The sequence below is a fragment of the Pseudomonas azotoformans genome (genome assembly GCF_001579805.1).
Classification (GTDB): Bacteria; Pseudomonadota; Gammaproteobacteria; order Pseudomonadales; family Pseudomonadaceae; genus Aquipseudomonas; species Aquipseudomonas azotoformans_A.
Genome location: NZ_CP014546.1, coordinates 1,633,262 through 1,650,870, shown reverse-complemented (window position 1 = coordinate 1,650,870; position 17,609 = coordinate 1,633,262). Strand labels below are relative to the sequence as shown.

Annotated in this window: 9 protein-coding genes, 2 tRNA genes and 4 rRNA genes; 5 read left to right on the top strand and 10 right to left on the bottom strand. The window is 55.5% G+C overall.

The genetic code is table 11. From position 1 onward, the window contains the following. Nucleotides 1–11: 11 nt before the first annotated feature. Genes AYR47_RS07720 through AYR47_RS07710 form a run of 3 tightly spaced genes read right to left on the bottom strand, consistent with a single transcriptional unit; the run spans nucleotide 12 to nucleotide 2,798 of the window. A complete protein-coding gene (locus AYR47_RS07720; protein ID WP_033900086.1) occupies nucleotides 12–863 on the bottom strand; it encodes an ABC transporter ATP-binding protein in 852 nt (283 codons plus the stop codon). 1 nt (nucleotide 864) lies between these two features. After that, on the bottom strand, nucleotides 865–1,890 hold the full coding sequence (locus AYR47_RS07715; protein ID WP_061434780.1) for an ABC transporter substrate-binding protein: 1,026 nt from the start codon (nucleotides 1,888–1,890) through the stop codon (nucleotides 865–867). 14 nt (nucleotides 1,891–1,904) lie between these two features. Then, the gene (locus AYR47_RS07710) at nucleotides 1,905–2,798 is read right to left on the bottom strand and encodes a TauD/TfdA dioxygenase family protein (RefSeq protein WP_061434779.1); all 894 of its coding nucleotides are present in this window, start codon (nucleotides 2,796–2,798) and stop codon (nucleotides 1,905–1,907) included. Between the two features lie 367 nt (nucleotides 2,799–3,165). On the opposite strand from AYR47_RS07710, the gene AYR47_RS07705 reads away from it, so the two are divergent. From AYR47_RS07705 to AYR47_RS07685, 5 genes are all read left to right on the top strand, one after another. Continuing rightward, nucleotides 3,166–3,876 (top strand): GntR family transcriptional regulator, encoded by a 711-nt coding sequence (locus tag AYR47_RS07705; protein WP_061434778.1) that lies wholly within the window; start codon nucleotides 3,166–3,168, stop codon nucleotides 3,874–3,876. A 316-nt stretch (nucleotides 3,877–4,192) separates the two neighbouring features. Then, complete coding sequence (locus AYR47_RS07700; RefSeq protein WP_033900078.1) at nucleotides 4,193–4,951, top strand: DUF3050 domain-containing protein; 759 nt, start codon at nucleotides 4,193–4,195, stop codon at nucleotides 4,949–4,951. After that, the gene (locus AYR47_RS07695) at nucleotides 4,948–5,895 is read left to right on the top strand and encodes a diiron oxygenase (RefSeq protein ID WP_061434777.1); all 948 of its coding nucleotides are present in this window, start codon (nucleotides 4,948–4,950) and stop codon (nucleotides 5,893–5,895) included. The genes AYR47_RS07700 and AYR47_RS07695 overlap by 4 nt, the downstream gene beginning before the upstream one ends. After that, nucleotides 5,892–9,269, top strand: a complete 3,378-nt coding sequence (locus AYR47_RS07690; RefSeq protein ID WP_061434775.1) for an amino acid adenylation domain-containing protein — start codon at nucleotides 5,892–5,894, stop codon at nucleotides 9,267–9,269. The genes AYR47_RS07695 and AYR47_RS07690 overlap by 4 nt, the downstream gene beginning before the upstream one ends. Nucleotides 9,270–9,287: 18 nt before the next feature. Continuing rightward, a complete protein-coding gene (locus AYR47_RS07685) occupies nucleotides 9,288–9,746 on the top strand; it encodes an SRPBCC family protein (protein ID WP_033900072.1) in 459 nt (152 codons plus the stop codon). Between the two features lie 45 nt (nucleotides 9,747–9,791). Here the strand turns inward: AYR47_RS07685 and AYR47_RS07680 are convergent, their stop codons facing one another. From AYR47_RS07680 to AYR47_RS07650, 7 genes are all read right to left on the bottom strand, one after another. After that, nucleotides 9,792–11,672: a methyl-accepting chemotaxis protein gene (locus AYR47_RS07680; RefSeq protein ID WP_061434773.1), complete on the bottom strand. Its 1,881-nt coding sequence runs from the start codon at nucleotides 11,670–11,672 to the stop codon at nucleotides 9,792–9,794. Between the two features lie 283 nt (nucleotides 11,673–11,955). Further along, nucleotides 11,956–12,071 (bottom strand): 5S ribosomal RNA (rrf, locus tag AYR47_RS07675). A gap of 109 nt (nucleotides 12,072–12,180) precedes the next feature. Continuing rightward, nucleotides 12,181–12,296, bottom strand: a 5S ribosomal RNA gene (gene rrf / locus AYR47_RS07670). A gap of 162 nt (nucleotides 12,297–12,458) precedes the next feature. After that, nucleotides 12,459–15,350 (bottom strand): 23S ribosomal RNA (locus AYR47_RS07665). Between the two features lie 249 nt (nucleotides 15,351–15,599). Further along, a tRNA-Ala gene (locus AYR47_RS07660) sits at nucleotides 15,600–15,675 on the bottom strand. A 30-nt stretch (nucleotides 15,676–15,705) separates the two neighbouring features. Beyond that, a tRNA-Ile gene (locus AYR47_RS07655) sits at nucleotides 15,706–15,782 on the bottom strand. An 82-nt stretch (nucleotides 15,783–15,864) separates the two neighbouring features. Beyond that, nucleotides 15,865–17,401, bottom strand: a 16S ribosomal RNA gene (locus tag AYR47_RS07650). Together the 16S, 23S and 5S rRNA genes with 2 tRNA genes alongside form the textbook arrangement of a ribosomal RNA operon. Nucleotides 17,402–17,609 lie beyond the last annotated feature (208 nt).

The window sequence follows — 17,609 nt, the reverse complement described above, 5'->3', positions numbered from 1 at the left end:
GGATGTTCCCCTTAATACGCGATGCGGATATCAGCGAAACCCAACTCACGTTCGGCCTCGGGCGCTTCATCGAACAACAGGCGATGAATGCGTCGCGCCGACGCCTGGAACTCCACGCCACCGAGGCTGTGCAGGTCGTATTGATGGCTGTGGATTTCCGCGCGTACGCGCCCAGGATGGGGCGACAGCAACAGGATACGGTTGCCCACTACCAGCGCCTCTTCGATGGAGTGAGTCACGAACAACAGGGTGAAACGCACTTCTTCCCAAAGCAGCAGCAGTTCTTCCTGCATCTTGCGCCGGGTCAGGGCGTCGAGGGCGGCGAAGGGCTCATCCATCAACAGGATTTTAGGCTGCATGGCCAAGGCACGGGCGATGGCGACACGGGCCTTCATCCCGCCGGAAAGCGTGTGGGGATAGGCGTCGGCAAACGCCGTGAGGCCAACTTTGTCGAGGTAGTGCAGCGCGCGCTCTTCGGCTTCAGCGCGCTTCAAGGTTTTCGAGGCCAGCAGTGGAAACATCACGTTCTGTTTGACGGTTTTCCACGGCGGCAACTGGTCGAACTCCTGAAACACCACGATGCGGTCCGGGCCCGGTTGCTCGACCTTTTGCCCCAGCAGACGGATCTCGCCTTCGCAGGGCTTGATAAACCCCGCGATGGACTTGAGCAAGGTGGATTTGCCACAGCCCGACGGACCGAGCAGCACATAGCGGTCGGCGGGATCGATCTCGAAACTCACCTGATGGGTGGCCCGCACCACGCGCTCGGGGGTGCGGTATTCCAGGCTGACGTTATCCACCGCCAGTAACGGCAAGGCGGTGTTCAGGTTGCTGGCCGTGTGGCCTTGCAAGGGCGCGTTCATCTCAACTTCCTTGCAGGGGCTTGGCATCCTGGAAGAAGTAGTCCTTCCACGATTCAGGCTTGTTCTTGATAGCGCCGACGCGGTAGAGGAATTCCGCCAGCGGATAAGTATTCTTGGGCGTGACGCTGAATTCGAACTGCGGGTTGTCGATGATTTTCAGCAGTTCGGCACGGCCGATCTTGGCCTTGGTCACGCGGATATAGGTGTCGGCCGCAGCCCCTTTGTCGTTCTGGGCGAACTGCGCGGCTTCGGTCAACGCCTCGACGAATGCCTTGTAGGTTTTCGGATTGTCATTGCGGAATTTCTCGGTGGCGAACAGCACCGTCGGCGAGTTCGGGCCGAGCAAGTCGTAGGTGTTCAGCACCACATGCACGTTCGGATTGGCCAGGGCCTGGTCCTGGAACGGCGGGTTGGAAAAATGCCCGGTCAGCTCGGTGCCACCAGCGATCAGGGCGGCGGTTGCATCCGGGTGCGGGACGGCGACGGTGTATTTGTCGAGGCGATTGAATTCCTTGTCGCCCCACTGTTTGGCGGCGGCGTATTGCAGGAAGCGCGACTGCACAGAAACGCCTACCGCAGGCACCGCGATGCGGTCCTTCTCAGTGAAATCGGCGATGGTCTTGACCTTGGGATTGTTGCTCACCAGGTAGTACGGGAAGTTACCCAGGGACGCGACGGCCTTGACGTTCTGCTTGCCGTGGGTGCGGTCCCAGATGGTCAGCAGCGGGCCAACGCCAGCACCGGCAATGTCGATGGAACCGGAGAGCAGCGCGTCATTGACGGCGGCGCCGCCGGACAGCTGAGTCCAGTCGACCTTGATGTCGATGCCTTCCTGCTTGCCGTATTTTTCGATCAGGTTCTGATCGCGCACCACGTTGAGCAATAGGTAAACGATGCCAAACTGTTCGGCGATACGGATCTCACCTTCGGCCTGCGCGGCTGTCGGTGCAGCAAGGCTGCCAGCCAGCAGGCTGACGCCCAGGCCGACAGTCGCGGCCAGCCGTGCGAATGGAATTTTCCTGGACATGGTCGTGCTCCGAATCAGAAAGGCGCGTCGCCCTGGATGGTGGTGCGAAACAGCTTGCGGCGCAGATGGCTCGGGCAACCGGCGGCCAGGTGGATCAGCGAGCGGTTGTCCCAGAACACCAGGTCGTGGGGCTGCCATGGGTGGCGGTAGATGTTTTGCGGCAACACGCTGTGGGCGTAGAGCTGGGCCAGCAGGTCGCGACTTTCGTCTTCCGGCAGGCCGACGATGCGCGTGGTGAATCCTTCACTGACGAACAGCGCCTTGCGGCCGCTTTCCGGGTGGGTACGCACGATGGGGTGCACCACTTCCGCAACCTGGGCAAGCTGCTCGGGGGTCAGTGTGGGGCGCCAATTGCCTTCGAATTTGGTTTCGCTGTAGCGCGCGGTGTAGGAATGCGCGGCGCTGCGGCCTTCAACGGCGGTGCGCAGATGCGCGGGTAGTTGGTCCCAGGCTTTGTGCATGTCGGCGAACAGGGTGTCGCCACCTTCAGAGGGCAGCTCTTGGGCGTGAAGCATCGAGCCCAGGCTCGGTAGTTCTTTGTAGGACAGGTCCGAATGCCAGAATTTTCCAGCGTCTCCCAGTCCGATGGATTGACCGTTTTCGATGATGTTGGAGACGATCAGGATTTCCGGGTGGTTGGCCAGCAGGAATTGCTTGAGCACGTGGATCTGCAGCACACCGAAGCGGCGGCTGAAAGCGATCTGCTGTTCGGGGGTGATGCGCTGGTCGCGGAACACCACGACGTGATGGTCCAGGTGCGCGCGGTGGATACGTGCAAAATCCTGGTCGTTGACCGGTCTCGACAAGTCCAAGCCTATGATCTCGGCGCCGACGTTGCCGGGCAATGGACGAATCTCGAAGGTTTGGGCGGTAGCGTTCGCTGTTGGAACAGTAGAGGTGGCGGACATGAGGTCACTCCCGGTCAGACAGGAGAGTGACTTTATAGATATAAGAACGGCTATTTAAATACCGTTAATGAATATCGATATGCGGGAATGTTCCGGCCCAACCTCACGCTGCTTGGCCCTGGGGAATAAATTACAGCGGTAAAGTGTTCATTCCATAACACCTGATGCTGCAATTGTCGGCGCTTGAAGCAGGCTGGATGAACTTGGATGCGTAAGGCGCCATAAATGCTGGCTGTGGGCGCTGGGAGCGCTATGTTGAAACGCTTACAAGCCGAAACTGTGCCCGTTTGACAAGCTTACGGGCAGTCTCTAGTGTGCATTGGATCCAATTAGCCACGTCCATTCGAATAAGGAGGATAGCGTAACCGTGACGCAGAAGCCGACCCCTTTGAACAGCATCAAGATCAGCGGACCTATTCCCGCCCATCTCGCGCGTTCCGTAATTGAAGAAACCTTACGCAACGCCATCCTGGATGGTCGATTGCCCTGTGGTACTGCCATGCGCCAACAGGAGTTGGCCAGCCTGTTCGGGGTCAGCCGCATGCCGGTGCGTGAAGCCTTGCGCCAGCTGGAAGCCCAGTCACTGCTGCATGTAGTGACGCACAAGGGCGCCGTCGTTGCTCCGTTGATCGAAGACAACTCGGCCGAGACCTATGAACTGCGGATGTTGCTGGAGTCTGAAGCGTTGCGCCTGTCGATTCCCTTGCTCACTGACACCGATATCGTCGAAGCGGAGGCCTTTATTTGTGCCCTCGAACAAGAAAAAGACTACTCAGAGATAGGACGCCTCAATCGCCTGTTTCACATGGCACTTTATGGCAAAGCCCCGAACCAACGGCTGCTCAAATTGGTGGAGCACGGTTTGAACGAAGAGGAGCGTTTCCTGCGTTACAACCTTGAGGCCATGGGCCTGGGCGAGACATCCCAGGAAGATCACCGCGAGCTACTGAACCTCGTGGCGCAGAAAAAAACCCAGGAAAGCATCCTGACCCTGCGCAACCACTTGATGCGAGGCATGGAGGTGATCACGGCCTACCTCAACGGCTTGGGTGCACCCGCCAAAAAAGGCACGTACTAAGGCTTCTTTTCCTGCTGCGGGGCGAACTAAGTAATGGTTGGCGCCCCGCTCCGAAGAAACTTCCCACTTCCAACAAAGCAACTAGATTACAGCAAATATTATTTAGCAAAACTTCTAACACATTTGTATGCCCGCAAAGTTGTTTAATCCGCTTATTATCTTTTATTACTAAACCAGACACTTCGCTAGACGTTGCAGCGCCCATATCGAGTCCTCCTGCACGCCAGCAACTGGTCTACTGCTACTCACCTCTTGCCAACTACAAATACTCATCGCTGTTTTTCACAGCAGACGCGGCAACTTATAGGCACCAACCATGCATCAACCGTTACTTGAAACAGCAAAACTTCAGTTATGCGGGCATTCGTTATTTTCAGAAATAACTTCCCTGCGAAAGTTACAACTTTTTATGGAAAGCCACGTATTTTCTGTCTGGGATTTCATGACCCTCGCTAAACGCCTGCAACAGGACCTGACCTGCACTCGCCTGCCCTGGCTACCGCCTGCCGACCCACACGCAGCGCGCTTGATCAATGAGGTCATACTGGGTGAGGAATCAGACCTGCATCCCGAGACAGGCTATTGCAGCCACTTCGAACTCTATCTGGAGGCCATGGCGGAGGTAGGTGCCAATACCTCGTCGATCAACCGCTTCGTTGCGCTGCAACGTCAAGGCCTGGAAGCAACTGCCGCCTTGCAGGCGATCGAGGTCCTTCCCGGCGTCGCTCGCTTCGTCAGCGATACATTGCAGCTTGCGCTAAATGCGCCTATCCATTGTGTTGCGGCAACCTTCCTGCACGGTCGCGAGCATGTCATCCCAGGGATGTTCGAGCGCATCCTGCAATCTGATGAGTTCATCCATCGCCAGGCGCCTACCTTGTGCGCCTATCTCAAGCGTCACATCGAACTGGACACCCAAGATCATGGACCGGCGGCAGAGCAGTTGCTCGAACGCCTGGCCAACGCTGACCCGGCATACCCGCAACAGGCCAACGACGCCGCGCTCGCTGCCGTGGAGGGGCGTATCGCGTTGTGGGATGAGGTTCGCGCCTCACTGCAGGAGGTGCACCCATGAACGCCACCGACTACCAACCCATTGTCCACGACTGGGAGCGCCGAGCAACCATTCGCACACGCCCGCGCCGCTTGCTGGAGAGCGATGACAAGCTGATCTATCCCCTGTGCCGCCAGCCCTTGGTACTCAGTGCGACTTTTCTTGAACACTGCCCGCAGTGGCGCGATTTTGTACTGGTGCAGAGCTTCTACAAATTCATCAACGACGTGGTGATATTCGAGACTGAGATCGTCGACGAGACTGCACGCAGCATCGCCAAGAATCGCTTTTCGGTGCACTTCCCGCTGATCTGCCGTGTTGATGCAATGACTGTCGTTGTGGACGAGGACTACCACGCATTGGTTGCGCTGGATTTCCTGCAGCAAACCGTGGCCATGACCGGTATACAACCCTTGGAACTGCCGAGGGAAATCGAATTGAGCCGCGCACTGCCGGCGGCACAGGCACAGGCGCCAGCCCACCTGCGCGATGCCGTCGCGTTGATTGGGGTGGCCATTGCCGAAAACACGGTGACTCACGATGTGGCCGCGTTCTCCAAGGACACCAGTGTCAAAGCTTCCATCCGCGGCCTGATGGCCGACCACCTATTTGATGAAGGCCGCCACGCACAATTCTGGGTACGGCTCGTACGCTTGTACTGGCAGGCCGCGAGCGCGGACGACCGCAACAGCATTGCCAAGGTGCTGCCGGTTCTACTGGCCCAGTACCTGACGAACGACCTGCAAAAAGACTTCGACCTGTACGTGATCGAACATCTCGACATCAGCACCCACCTGCGCAGCGAATTACGCGATGAAGTCGCGGCGCTGGCCTTCCCCATCACACGTCAGCATCCATTGATGGCCAATATTCTTGGCTTCCTCCAACACAGCGGTTTGCTGCAAACGCCGAGTGTGGCGCAAGCGTTGAACGACTACTTGCCAGCGTCCGGGAGGGTGGCATGAGGCGACTGACTATCAGCTTTGCCGGCGCCAGCAACGCCTTGCGCGCTGTCAGGCAGGAGTTGGAACAGTATGGGCATATCTCGAGTGATGAAAGCATCGACCTGTGGATCGAAGACGGCAGTCAGTCGCTGCAAGACCAAAATCATCACACGCCAGGCTTAAGTCTACGCCTTGGGGTTGGCCCGTTAACCGGCTATGGGCTGCCCACTCTGCAGCTGCGCGCCTATGGACCCGGCCGACAATTCATGGCTGTACTGAACATCGCCGACGAGCCCAGTGGAAATGGCCAGAGGCTCCGCCAGCAGGTAACGCATGCGCTGGTGGAATGGGTCGCGCTGCACGTCAGTGATTTCGCACGGGACTCTGGGCAGTTCACGTTGAGTGGCGTCGCCAATGACTGGCCTGAACAAGGTCTGGAAGTACTGGAGGCGCTGGCATTCACCCACCGCTTCAACGACACCGCAGACCCTGCTGTGATAGAGGAGGCCAGGTTGCCGTTGATCAACCGGTTGCAGGCAAGTTTTTACACTTTCGCAGACCGGGCCGCCTTGAACATAGGTGCCAGCGAAGTGACCTATCGTCACCTGCATGCTCGGGCCTCAGCAATCCAGCAACAATTACGTCCCTTACTGGAGACTGCGCAGACGCCAGCAGTCGTGGGGGTGTGCCTGGAAAAATCTATCGAACTGTATGCCAGCATTCTTGCGGTGCTGGGCTGCGGCGCAGTGTACCTCCCGCTGGATCCGGAGCACCCGACTCATCGCCAGCAGACCATGCTCGACATCGCAGGCGCTCGGGTATTGCTGGATACCGGCCAGCACCCATTACGCGGGCGTTTGACTTCATTGGATGTCAGCAGCAACGAACACCGCGACGCCGCCATCGCACGCCCATTGGTGCACGTCCGCCCTCATATCGATGCGCCCTGCATGATGTTTTTTACATCAGGCACCACCGGCCAACCCAAAGGCGTGTTGCTCAGCCAAGCCAACCTGGCACATTTCACAGCATGGTTCAGGTCCTGCGTGAGCCTGGATGAACAGGGGCGCGTCTTGCAGTTCTCGCCGCTGAGCTTCGATTCATCACTGATCGATATTTTCCCCGCCCTGATAGCGGGTGCCACGTTGATTGTCCCCAGCGCAGAACAACGACAAGACCCTCAGCAACTGCTGGATCTTCTCCATCGGCAGCGCGTCACCCACGCCTTTCTGCCGCCTGCGCTGCTGAGCATTCTGCCGCTCGGTCAACCGTTGGGCCTGACGCACCTGCTGACCGGAGGTGATGTGTGCGAACCTCATGTGATCGAGCATCTGGCGAAGCAGTGCCAGCTTCACAACCTCTATGGGCCTACGGAGGCCACGGTGCTGGTCACCCATCGGACGTTGTGCCCCAGTGACAGCAACCGCAATCTCGGCCACCCCATCGCCAACAGCCAGGTTCTGATTCTTGATGAACACCGGCAACCGGTGGATGAACAGGTGATGGGCGAGGTGTATATCGTCGGCCCTGGCGTGAGCCTTGGGTATGTAAACGCGCCACCACAGGCCAGCAGCCCTTTCGTGGAGCTGGCAATCCCAGGAGGCCAGCCCTTGCGTGCCTACCGTAGCGGCGACCTGGCACAGTGGACTGCCGATGGGATCGTGATGGGGGGGCGGCGTGATGATCAAGTGAAAATTCGTGGTTTTCGGGTCGAGCCGCAGGAGATTGAACAGTGCTTGCGCAACAGCCGGTTGTACCGCCAGGTGGCGGTGGTGATCGACCATGACCGCAGGATCCGTGGCTTTGTTGCCCAACCTGAACTAGGGGCTACCATGGCGGCCCTGCAGCAACACGCGCGACAGTGGCTGCCGGACTACATGCGACCCGGTTTCTGGGACGTTTTGCCACGCATGCCGTGTTCCAGCAACGGCAAAATTGACCGCTCGGCATTGCTGGCAATACCGCTCCAACCTACTTTGCAGACTGCCCGGAGCGCCGCACAAACCCCGCTTCAGAGCCAATTGACCTGCTTGTGGATCGAGCTGCTGGCGTTGCCCGTGGAAGAATTGTCTATCGACGAAAGCTTCTTCGACCTGGGCGGCCATTCGATTTTACTGTCGACCCTCTTACTGCGTTTTCGCGAACAATTCGGCCGTAGCTTCTCGCTGAATCACTTCATTGAGGCGCCGACGATTCGTACGCTCGCAACATTGGTGGAAAACGGCGAACCACCCGACGCCCCCTACAGCCAGGCGATTCGCGACTCTCAACAAGAGTGGCCACTCAACACGCTGCCCGCGGCTTGCGTGGGCGATCCTTACAAAATGATCGTTACGGGGGCCAACAGTTTTGTGGGTGTCCATATCGTCGAAGCATTGTTGGCCACTGGAGCAACCGAGATAGCGTGCCTGATACGCGAGAAACCCGGACAGTCGGCAATGGCGCGATTCACCCAAGCGTTACACGAGTATCGCCTGGAACATCTTGACCTGAGCAGGGTGCGGGTACTTGCGGCTGATATCAGCCTGCCTCGATTGGGTTTGGCCAACGATACCTATGAGACCCTCGCTAAACGTTTTGGCGTACTGGTGCACAACGCGGCACAGGTCAACCACGTCAAGGACTACGCATCACTGACCAGGGACAACGTTGACCCCATACTTGAATGCCTGCGTCTGTGTGAGACGCACTGTAAGAAGGTCTTCAACTTCATCTCAACACTGTCAGCTTCTAGCAGTATCGACGCCCAGGGCTATGTCCTCGAAGCGCCCGCCGCGACCACGCTGCCGCTTTACATCAAGAATGGCTACAACCTGTCCAAGTGGGTCGCCGAACGGCAATTGAGGCGCGCTGTGGAACGCGGGGCCTGGGTGAACATCCATCGTCCCGGCAATATCAGTTTCAACAGCCTTACAGGCGTCTGCCAACCGCAGAAAAATCGCCTGATGCTGATGCTCAAGGGGTCACTGCAATTGGGCCTGCTGCCACGACTGACGTTGAACTTCGACCTGATGCCAGTGGACTTTCTGGCTCGTTTCATCGCGTTTCACTGCGACCGTTTTCAAGCCGATCGGAGTGTGTTCAACCTGCACAACCCGCAGCCTTTGAGCTGGGCGCATTACTTGGACGCCTTTAGCCGGGCGGGGCACCGTTTCAGGCGGGTGAGCGTTGCGCAATGGCAACAGTCGCTACGAACGGTCAGCCAGGACAACGCACTGTTTGGCGTGCTGGGTTTTTATCTCGACCGTCTCGACGAAGATATCGGTGACACCTCAATGATTCGTCACGCCAACGCGCGACAGGGTGTACAACAAATGGGGGCCCACTATCCCGAAAAAGACTCGGCGCTGTTGAGTAAAGGCTGCAACTACCTCGAGGCCATCGGCTTTCTTTGAACGCCTCAGGACAACCTTATGAAAGCGCTGCAACCCGATACGTTAATTCGCAACCCGAACGGCCTGCCGATAGTGGCATGCGTCGTGGTCGAATGCCCTGCCCCTCGCCTGTGGGACATGGTGGGACAATTTGCCCGATTCGATGTGTTCATTCCTGACCTGACGCATATCGAAATGAGGGGCACAGGTGTGGGCGCCTTGCGTACAAAGCTATTCCGCGATGGCAACTGTGTGGTGGAGCAACTTAATAGCCGGGACGAGCAGGCCATGCAAATGACCTGGACCACGATCTACAACACCCTCGGTGTGGCCAGATTGTGGGCGGCGATCCGTGTGGAAGCCCTTGGAGCAGCGCGTTCCAAGGTGACATGGACAATCATTGCCGAGCCCATTGACAGGGCAAACACAGGGTTTGAACAGTTCGTGCAGGACTTCGCCGATAGCGCACTGGAAAATCTCCGCCGGATACTTGGCTAAGTGGCAGGTGCGAGATGACTCGCTCCTGCCTGATTGATCAGCGGATCAGATCTTGAAGCTATCAACCAATTGCTTCAATCGATTAGCCTGTTGCGACAACGCATCGCAATCTTTCAGGGTTTCATTGAGATTGGTCACGCCCTGCTGGTTCAGCAGATTGATCTGGTTGATATCCACATTGAGGGTTTCCACCACGGCCGTCTGTTCTTCAGTAGCTGCAGCTACGGACTGGTTCATGCCGTCGATCTCAACAATCCGCTGTGTCACGCTGACCAGGCGCTCACCGGCCTGGTTCGCGACCTGTACGCTTTCTTCGCTGGAGGCCTGGCTGGCATTCATGGTGGTGACCGCTTCACGCGAGCCCACTTGCAGCGAAGTAATCATTTTGTGGATCTCCTCGGCCGACTCTTGGGTGCGGTGAGCCAGGTTGCGAACCTCGTCAGCGACCACTGCGAAACCTCGACCCGCCTCACCGGCACGGGCCGCCTCGATGGCGGCGTTGAGTGCCAGCAGGTTGGTTTGCTGCGAGATACCTTTGATCACATCAAGAATATGGCCGATGTTGTCGGTGCTGGCGTTGAGCGTCTCGATCTGGGTGCAGGACAGGCTGATTTTCTGCGACAGCTCCGACATTGCAAGGATGGTTTGATCCACCACTTTGCGCCCGTCGTCGGCTTGCTCACTGGCGCCGCTGGCGTGCTGTGAAGCATCAGCGGCGTTACGTGCGATTTCCTGGGTGGCAGCGCCCAGTTCGTTGATCGCGGCAGCCACACTATTGGTACGCGCGCTTTGCTCGTCAGAACCAATAATCGAGGCATTGGACGAGGCCATTACGCGTTGGGACAAATCGTGGACCTGACGGGTTGCGGAAGACACTTCCGAGATCGAAGCGTGGATGCGTTCTACGAACTGATTGAAGGCACTGCCGACTTCGCCGAACTCGTCCTTGCTAGTCACAGCGAGGCGACGGGTCAGGTCGCCCTCACCCTGGGCAATGTCTTGCATCGCTACACCCATGGTGGTGAGCGGGCGCAGCAAGACTTGAATCAGCAAGCTCAGGAGCACTGCAATCGCAACCACGGCGATCAACATGGCAATCAGTGCAGACGTGCGGAACTTGCCTAACGGTGCGTAGGCTTTGTCTTTATCAATCGACAGACCGATGTACCAATCTGCACCGGGTAAACCACTGATAGGAGTGAACGACAGGATGCGGTCCTGGCCATTGAGGACAACGTCCTGGTTCATCTTCTCGATGCGTACCTGGGTGCCGGGGTAGATGTCCTTGAGGTTCTTCATCACCTGGTCCTGATCAGGACTGACGATGACTTGGCCATCGCCGCTGACCAGGAACGCATGGCCGATACCGCCGAAGTCTACCGAGTTGATGATCTTCACCAGGGTCTGCAGGCTCAGGTCGCCACCGACTACGCCGAGCAATTCGCCATTCTTCTTCACCGGCATGGCAATTGTCACGATCTGCCCACCCACTGCAGCCATGTAGGGGGGTGTGAGCATGGGTTTGTCTGCAGCCACCGCCTGCTTGTACCAGGGACGCTGACGGGGGTCGTAGCCGTCAGGCATTTTTGCGTCCGGACGCTGGGTGAACACACCGTTGGTTTGGCCAACGTAGGTGAATTGGAAGTTTGAGGTAAGTGCCGGTTGATCGACTAAGCCAGGCAGATCAGCTCCACTGCCTTGGTGAGCGACGTTTTGCGTGAGACTTTCAAGCACCAGTATTCGACCGCTAAGCCAGTTCTGCACACTGCTGGCGGTGAGCTCACCGGATTGTTGGATGGACGACTCCAGGTTCTGCTTGATGGTACTGCGTTGCAGGTAATCGTTGTAGAGGGTGAATAACGCGAAGGCTAGAACCACGACGCCTGACGCGGCCAACAGAATTTTATGACTGAACTTGAGATTCATTTCATCGACTTCTTTTGCCAAAGGGGGGTGAGCGTGCCGAGTGGAACATTCCATGTAACGGTATAGGCGGACTCTCGGGCCGCTCTATTTCGGTGCACGCATGGCTCGTCAGGCTTTCGGCCAAGGTTTGGCAAATCTTAGGTATTTGTGAGGCATTTCCTGTTTTTACGTAGGAAACCGACCGGCGGTACATGTATGCGGCGGGGTTACCAAGCGTGGTAATTTTTGGCCCTAAACGACAAAACCCCTGTCTGCGTTAGCAGACAGGGGTTTCGGAATTCAATCTTGACGATGACCTACTCTCACATGGGGAAACCCCACACTACCATCGGCGATGCATCGTTTCACTGCTGAGTTCGGGATGGGATCAGGTGGTTCCAATGCTCTATGGTCGTCAAGAAATTCTGTGTACCAGACCGTTGAGTGAGCAACGTGCCGGTGAAATTCATGAGCTTCTACATAAACAAAACCCCTGTCAGCGTTAGCAGACAGGGGTTCTGGAATTTAATCTTGACGATGACCTACTCTCACATGGGGAAACCCCACACTACCATCGGCGATGCATCGTTTCACTGCTGAGTTCGGGATGGGATCAGGTGGTTCCAATGCTCTATGGTCGTCAAGAAATTCGGGTACTGAGTCGTGGCATGTGCCTCGCTTCAGCAAATTGGGTATGTGACAGCTTTCGGTGTTTTGTAAGATTCGAACTTTCGGTTCTATCGTCTTCACACACCGCAATCTGGTTGCTCTGGATTAGAGAGCCGACGCAAATTGCTTGGGTGTTATATGGTCAAGCCTCACGGGCAATTAGTATTGGTTAGCTCAACGCCTCACAGCGCTTACACACCCAACCTATCAACGTCGTAGTCTTCGACGGCCCTTCAGGGAACTCAAGGTTCCAGTGAGATCTCATCTTGAGGCTAGTTTCCCGCTTAGATGCTTTCAGCGGTTATCTATTCCGAACATAGCTACCCGGCAATGCCACTGGCGTGACAACCGGAACACCAGAGGTTCGTCCACTCCGGTCCTCTCGTACTAGGAGCAGCCCCTCTCAAATCTCAAACGTCCACGGCAGATAGGGACCGAACTGTCTCACGACGTTCTAAACCCAGCTCGCGTACCACTTTAAATGGCGAACAGCCATACCCTTGGGACCGGCTTCAGCCCCAGGATGTGATGAGCCGACATCGAGGTGCCAAACACCGCCGTCGATATGAACTCTTGGGCGGTATCAGCCTGTTATCCCCGGAGTACCTTTTATCCGTTGAGCGATGGCCCTTCCATACAGAACCACCGGATCACTAAGACCTACTTTCGTACCTGCTCGACGTGTCTGTCTCGCAGTCAAGCGCGCTTTTGCCTTTATACTCTACGACCGATTTCCGACCGGTCTGAGCGCACCTTCGTACTCCTCCGTTACTCTTTAGGAGGAGACCGCCCCAGTCAAACTACCCACCATACACTGTCCTCGATCCGGATAACGGACCTGAGTTAGAACCTCAAAGTTGCCAGGGTGGTATTTCAAGGTTGGCTCCACGCAGACTGGCGTCCACGCTTCAAAGCCTCCCACCTATCCTACACAAGCAAATTCAAAGTCCAGTGCAAAGCTATAGTAAAGGTTCACGGGGTCTTTCCGTCTAGCCGCGGATACACTGCATCTTCACAGCGATTTCAATTTCACTGAGTCTCGGGTGGAGACAGCGCCGCCATCGTTACGCCATTCGTGCAGGTCGGAACTTACCCGACAAGGAATTTCGCTACCTTAGGACCGTTATAGTTACGGCCGCCGTTTACCGGGGCTTCGATCAAGAGCTTCGCGTTAGCTAACCCCATCAATTAACCTTCCGGCACCGGGCAGGCGTCACACCCTATACGTCCACTTTCGTGTTTGCAGAGTGCTGTGTTTTTAATAAACAGTCGCAGCGGCCTGGTATCTTCGACCGGCATGAGCTTACGGAGCAAGTCCTTCACCCTCACCGGCGCACCTTCTCCCGAAGTTACGGTGCCATTTTGCCTAGTTCCTTCACCCGAGTTCTCTCAAGCGCCTTGGTATTCTCTACCCAACCACCTGTGTCGGTTTGGGGTACGGTTCCTGGTTACCTGAAGCTTAGAAGCTTTTCTTGGAAGCATGGCATCAACCACTTCGCTAACTAAAAGTTAGCTCGTCATCAGCTCTCGGCCTTAGAATCCCGGATTTACCTAAGATTCCAGCCTACCACCTTAAACTTGGACAACCAACGCCAAGCTGGCCTAGCCTTCTCCGTCCCTCCATCGCAATAACCAGAAGTACAGGAATATTAACCTGTTTTCCATCGACTACGCTTTTCAGCCTCGCCTTAGGGACCGACTAACCCTGCGTCGATTAACGTTGCGCAGGAAACCTTGGTCTTTCGGCGTGGGTGTTTTTCACACCCATTGTCGTTACTCATGTCAGCATTCGCACTTCTGATACCTCCAGCAAGCTTCTCAACTCACCTTCACAGGCTTACAGAACGCTCCTCTACCGCATCACTTACGTGATACCCGTAGCTTCGGTGTATGGTTTGAGCCCCGTTACATCTTCCGCGCAGGCCGACTCGACTAGTGAGCTATTACGCTTTCTTTAAAGGGTGGCTGCTTCTAAGCCAACCTCCTAGCTGTCTAAGCCTTCCCACATCGTTTCCCACTTAACCATAACTTTGGGACCTTAGCTGACGGTCTGGGTTGTTTCCCTTTTCACGACGGACGTTAGCACCCGCCGTGTGTCTCCCATGCTCGGCACTTGTAGGTATTCGGAGTTTGCATCGGTTTGGTAAGTCGGGATGACCCCCTAGCCGAAACAGTGCTCTACCCCCTACAGTGATACATGAGGCGCTACCTAAATAGCTTTCGAGGAGAACCAGCTATCTCCGAGCTTGATTAGCCTTTCACTCCGATCCACAGGTCATCCGCTAACTTTTCAACGGTAGTCGGTTCGGTCCTCCAGTTAGTGTTACCCAACCTTCAACCTGCCCATGGATAGATCGCCCGGTTTCGGGTCTATTCCCAGCGACTAGACGCCCTATTAAGACTCGCTTTCGCTACGCCTCCCCTATTCGGTTAAGCTCGCCACTGAAAATAAGTCGCTGACCCATTATACAAAAGGTACGCAGTCACCCAACAAAGTGGGCTCCCACTGCTTGTACGCATACGGTTTCAGGATCTATTTCACTCCCCTCTCCGGGGTTCTTTTCGCCTTTCCCTCACGGTACTAGTTCACTATCGGTCAGTCAGTAGTATTTAGCCTTGGAGGATGGTCCCCCCATATTCAGACAAAGTTTCTCGTGCTCCGTCCTACTCGATTTCATGACTAAGAGATTTTCGCGTACAGGGCTATCACCCACTATGGCCGCACTTTCCAGAGCGTTCCGCTAATCTCAAAGCCACTTAAGGGCTAGTCCCCGTTCGCTCGCCACTACTAAGGGAATCTCGGTTGATTTCTTTTCCTCAGGGTACTTAGATGTTTCAGTTCCCCTGGTTCGCCTCTTACGCCTATGTATTCAGCGTAAGATAACCATCTTATGATGGCTGGGTTCCCCCATTCAGACATCTCCGGATCAAAGTCTGTTTGCCGACTCCCCGAAGCTTTTCGCAGGCTACCACGTCTTTCATCGCCTCTGACTGCCAAGGCATCCACCGTATGCGCTTCTTCACTTGACCATATAACCCCAAGCAATCTGGTTATACTGTGAAGACAACATTCGCCGAAAATTCGATAATACTCAAAACTGAGTAACTCACAAATTTTACCTTAGCCTGATCCGTTACCAGTGAAAGTAACGTTCAGTCTATCTTTCTATCACATACCCAAATTTTTAAAGAACGATCTAATCAAAGACTAGAAATCAACATTCACCATCATCTTGATGGAATGCTCATTTCTAAGCTTTCAACTTCTAGAAGCAGTAGTGGTGGAGCCAAACGGGATCGAACCGTTGACCTCCTGCGTGCAAGGCAGGCGCTCTCCCAGCTGAGCTATGGCCCCATATTTCTACAGGCGTTTCCCACACAAAATTGGTGGGTCTGGGCAGATTCGAACTGCCGACCTCACCCTTATCAGGGGTGCGCTCTAACCAACTGAGCTACAGACCCAATTTCGGGCTGCTTCTTATCGTCTTCTTCAATGAATCAAGCAATTCGTGTGGGAACTTATGGAGCAGCTGATGTCGTCGATTAAGGAGGTGATCCAGCCGCAGGTTCCCCTACGGCTACCTTGTTACGACTTCACCCCAGTCATGAATCACACCGTGGTAACCGTCCTCCCGAAGGTTAGACTAGCTACTTCTGGTGCAACCCACTCCCATGGTGTGACGGGCGGTGTGTACAAGGCCCGGGAACGTATTCACCGCGACATTCTGATTCGCGATTACTAGCGATTCCGACTTCACGCAGTCGAGTTGCAGACTGCGATCCGGACTACGATCGGTTTTATGGGATTAGCTCCACCTCGCGGCTTGGCAACCCTCTGTACCGACCATTGTAGCACGTGTGTAGCCCAGGCCGTAAGGGCCATGATGACTTGACGTCATCCCCACCTTCCTCCGGTTTGTCACCGGCAGTCTCCTTAGAGTGCCCACCATTACGTGCTGGTAACTAAGGACAAGGGTTGCGCTCGTTACGGGACTTAACCCAACATCTCACGACACGAGCTGACGACAGCCATGCAGCACCTGTCTCAATGTTCCCGAAGGCACCAATCTATCTCTAGAAAGTTCATTGGATGTCAAGGCCTGGTAAGGTTCTTCGCGTTGCTTCGAATTAAACCACATGCTCCACCGCTTGTGCGGGCCCCCGTCAATTCATTTGAGTTTTAACCTTGCGGCCGTACTCCCCAGGCGGTCAACTTAATGCGTTAGCTGCGCCACTAAAAGCTCAAGGCTTCCAACGGCTAGTTGACATCGTTTACGGCGTGGACTACCAGGGTATCTAATCCTGTTTGCTCCCCACGCTTTCGCACCTCAGTGTCAGTATTAGTCCAGGTGGTCGCCTTCGCCACTGGTGTTCCTTCCTATATCTACGCATTTCACCGCTACACAGGAAATTCCACCACCCTCTACCATACTCTAGTCAGTCAGTTTTGAATGCAGTTCCCAGGTTGAGCCCGGGGATTTCACATCCAACTTAACAAACCACCTACGCGCGCTTTACGCCCAGTAATTCCGATTAACGCTTGCACCCTCTGTATTACCGCGGCTGCTGGCACAGAGTTAGCCGGTGCTTATTCTGTCGGTAACGTCAAAATTGCAGAGTATTAATCTACAACCCTTCCTCCCAACTTAAAGTGCTTTACAATCCGAAGACCTTCTTCACACACGCGGCATGGCTGGATCAGGCTTTCGCCCATTGTCCAATATTCCCCACTGCTGCCTCCCGTAGGAGTCTGGACCGTGTCTCAGTTCCAGTGTGACTGATCATCCTCTCAGACCAGTTACGGATCGTCGCCTTGGTGAGCCATTACCTCACCAACTAGCTAATCCGACCTAGGCTCATCTGATAGCGCAAGGCCCGAAGGTCCCCTGCTTTCTCCCGTAGGACGTATGCGGTATTAGCGTCCGTTTCCGAACGTTATCCCCCACTACCAGGCAGATTCCTAGGCATTACTCACCCGTCCGCCGCTCTCAAGAGAAGCAAGCTTCTCTCTACCGCTCGACTTGCATGTGTTAGGCCTGCCGCCAGCGTTCAATCTGAGCCATGATCAAACTCTTCAGTTCAAACATCTTTGGGTTTTTAAGAAACCCTAAACTTGGCTCAGCAATCGTTGGTTACATCTTTGATTTCTCGCGGAGTAACTTGTGATGCTGATAATCTTGTTGACTATCAGTCTGACTCCACAAGCACCCACACGAATTGCTTGATTCAGTTGTTAAAGAACGGTTGGTTAAGATCTTTCGTCTCAACCGAGGCGCGCATTCTACAGCA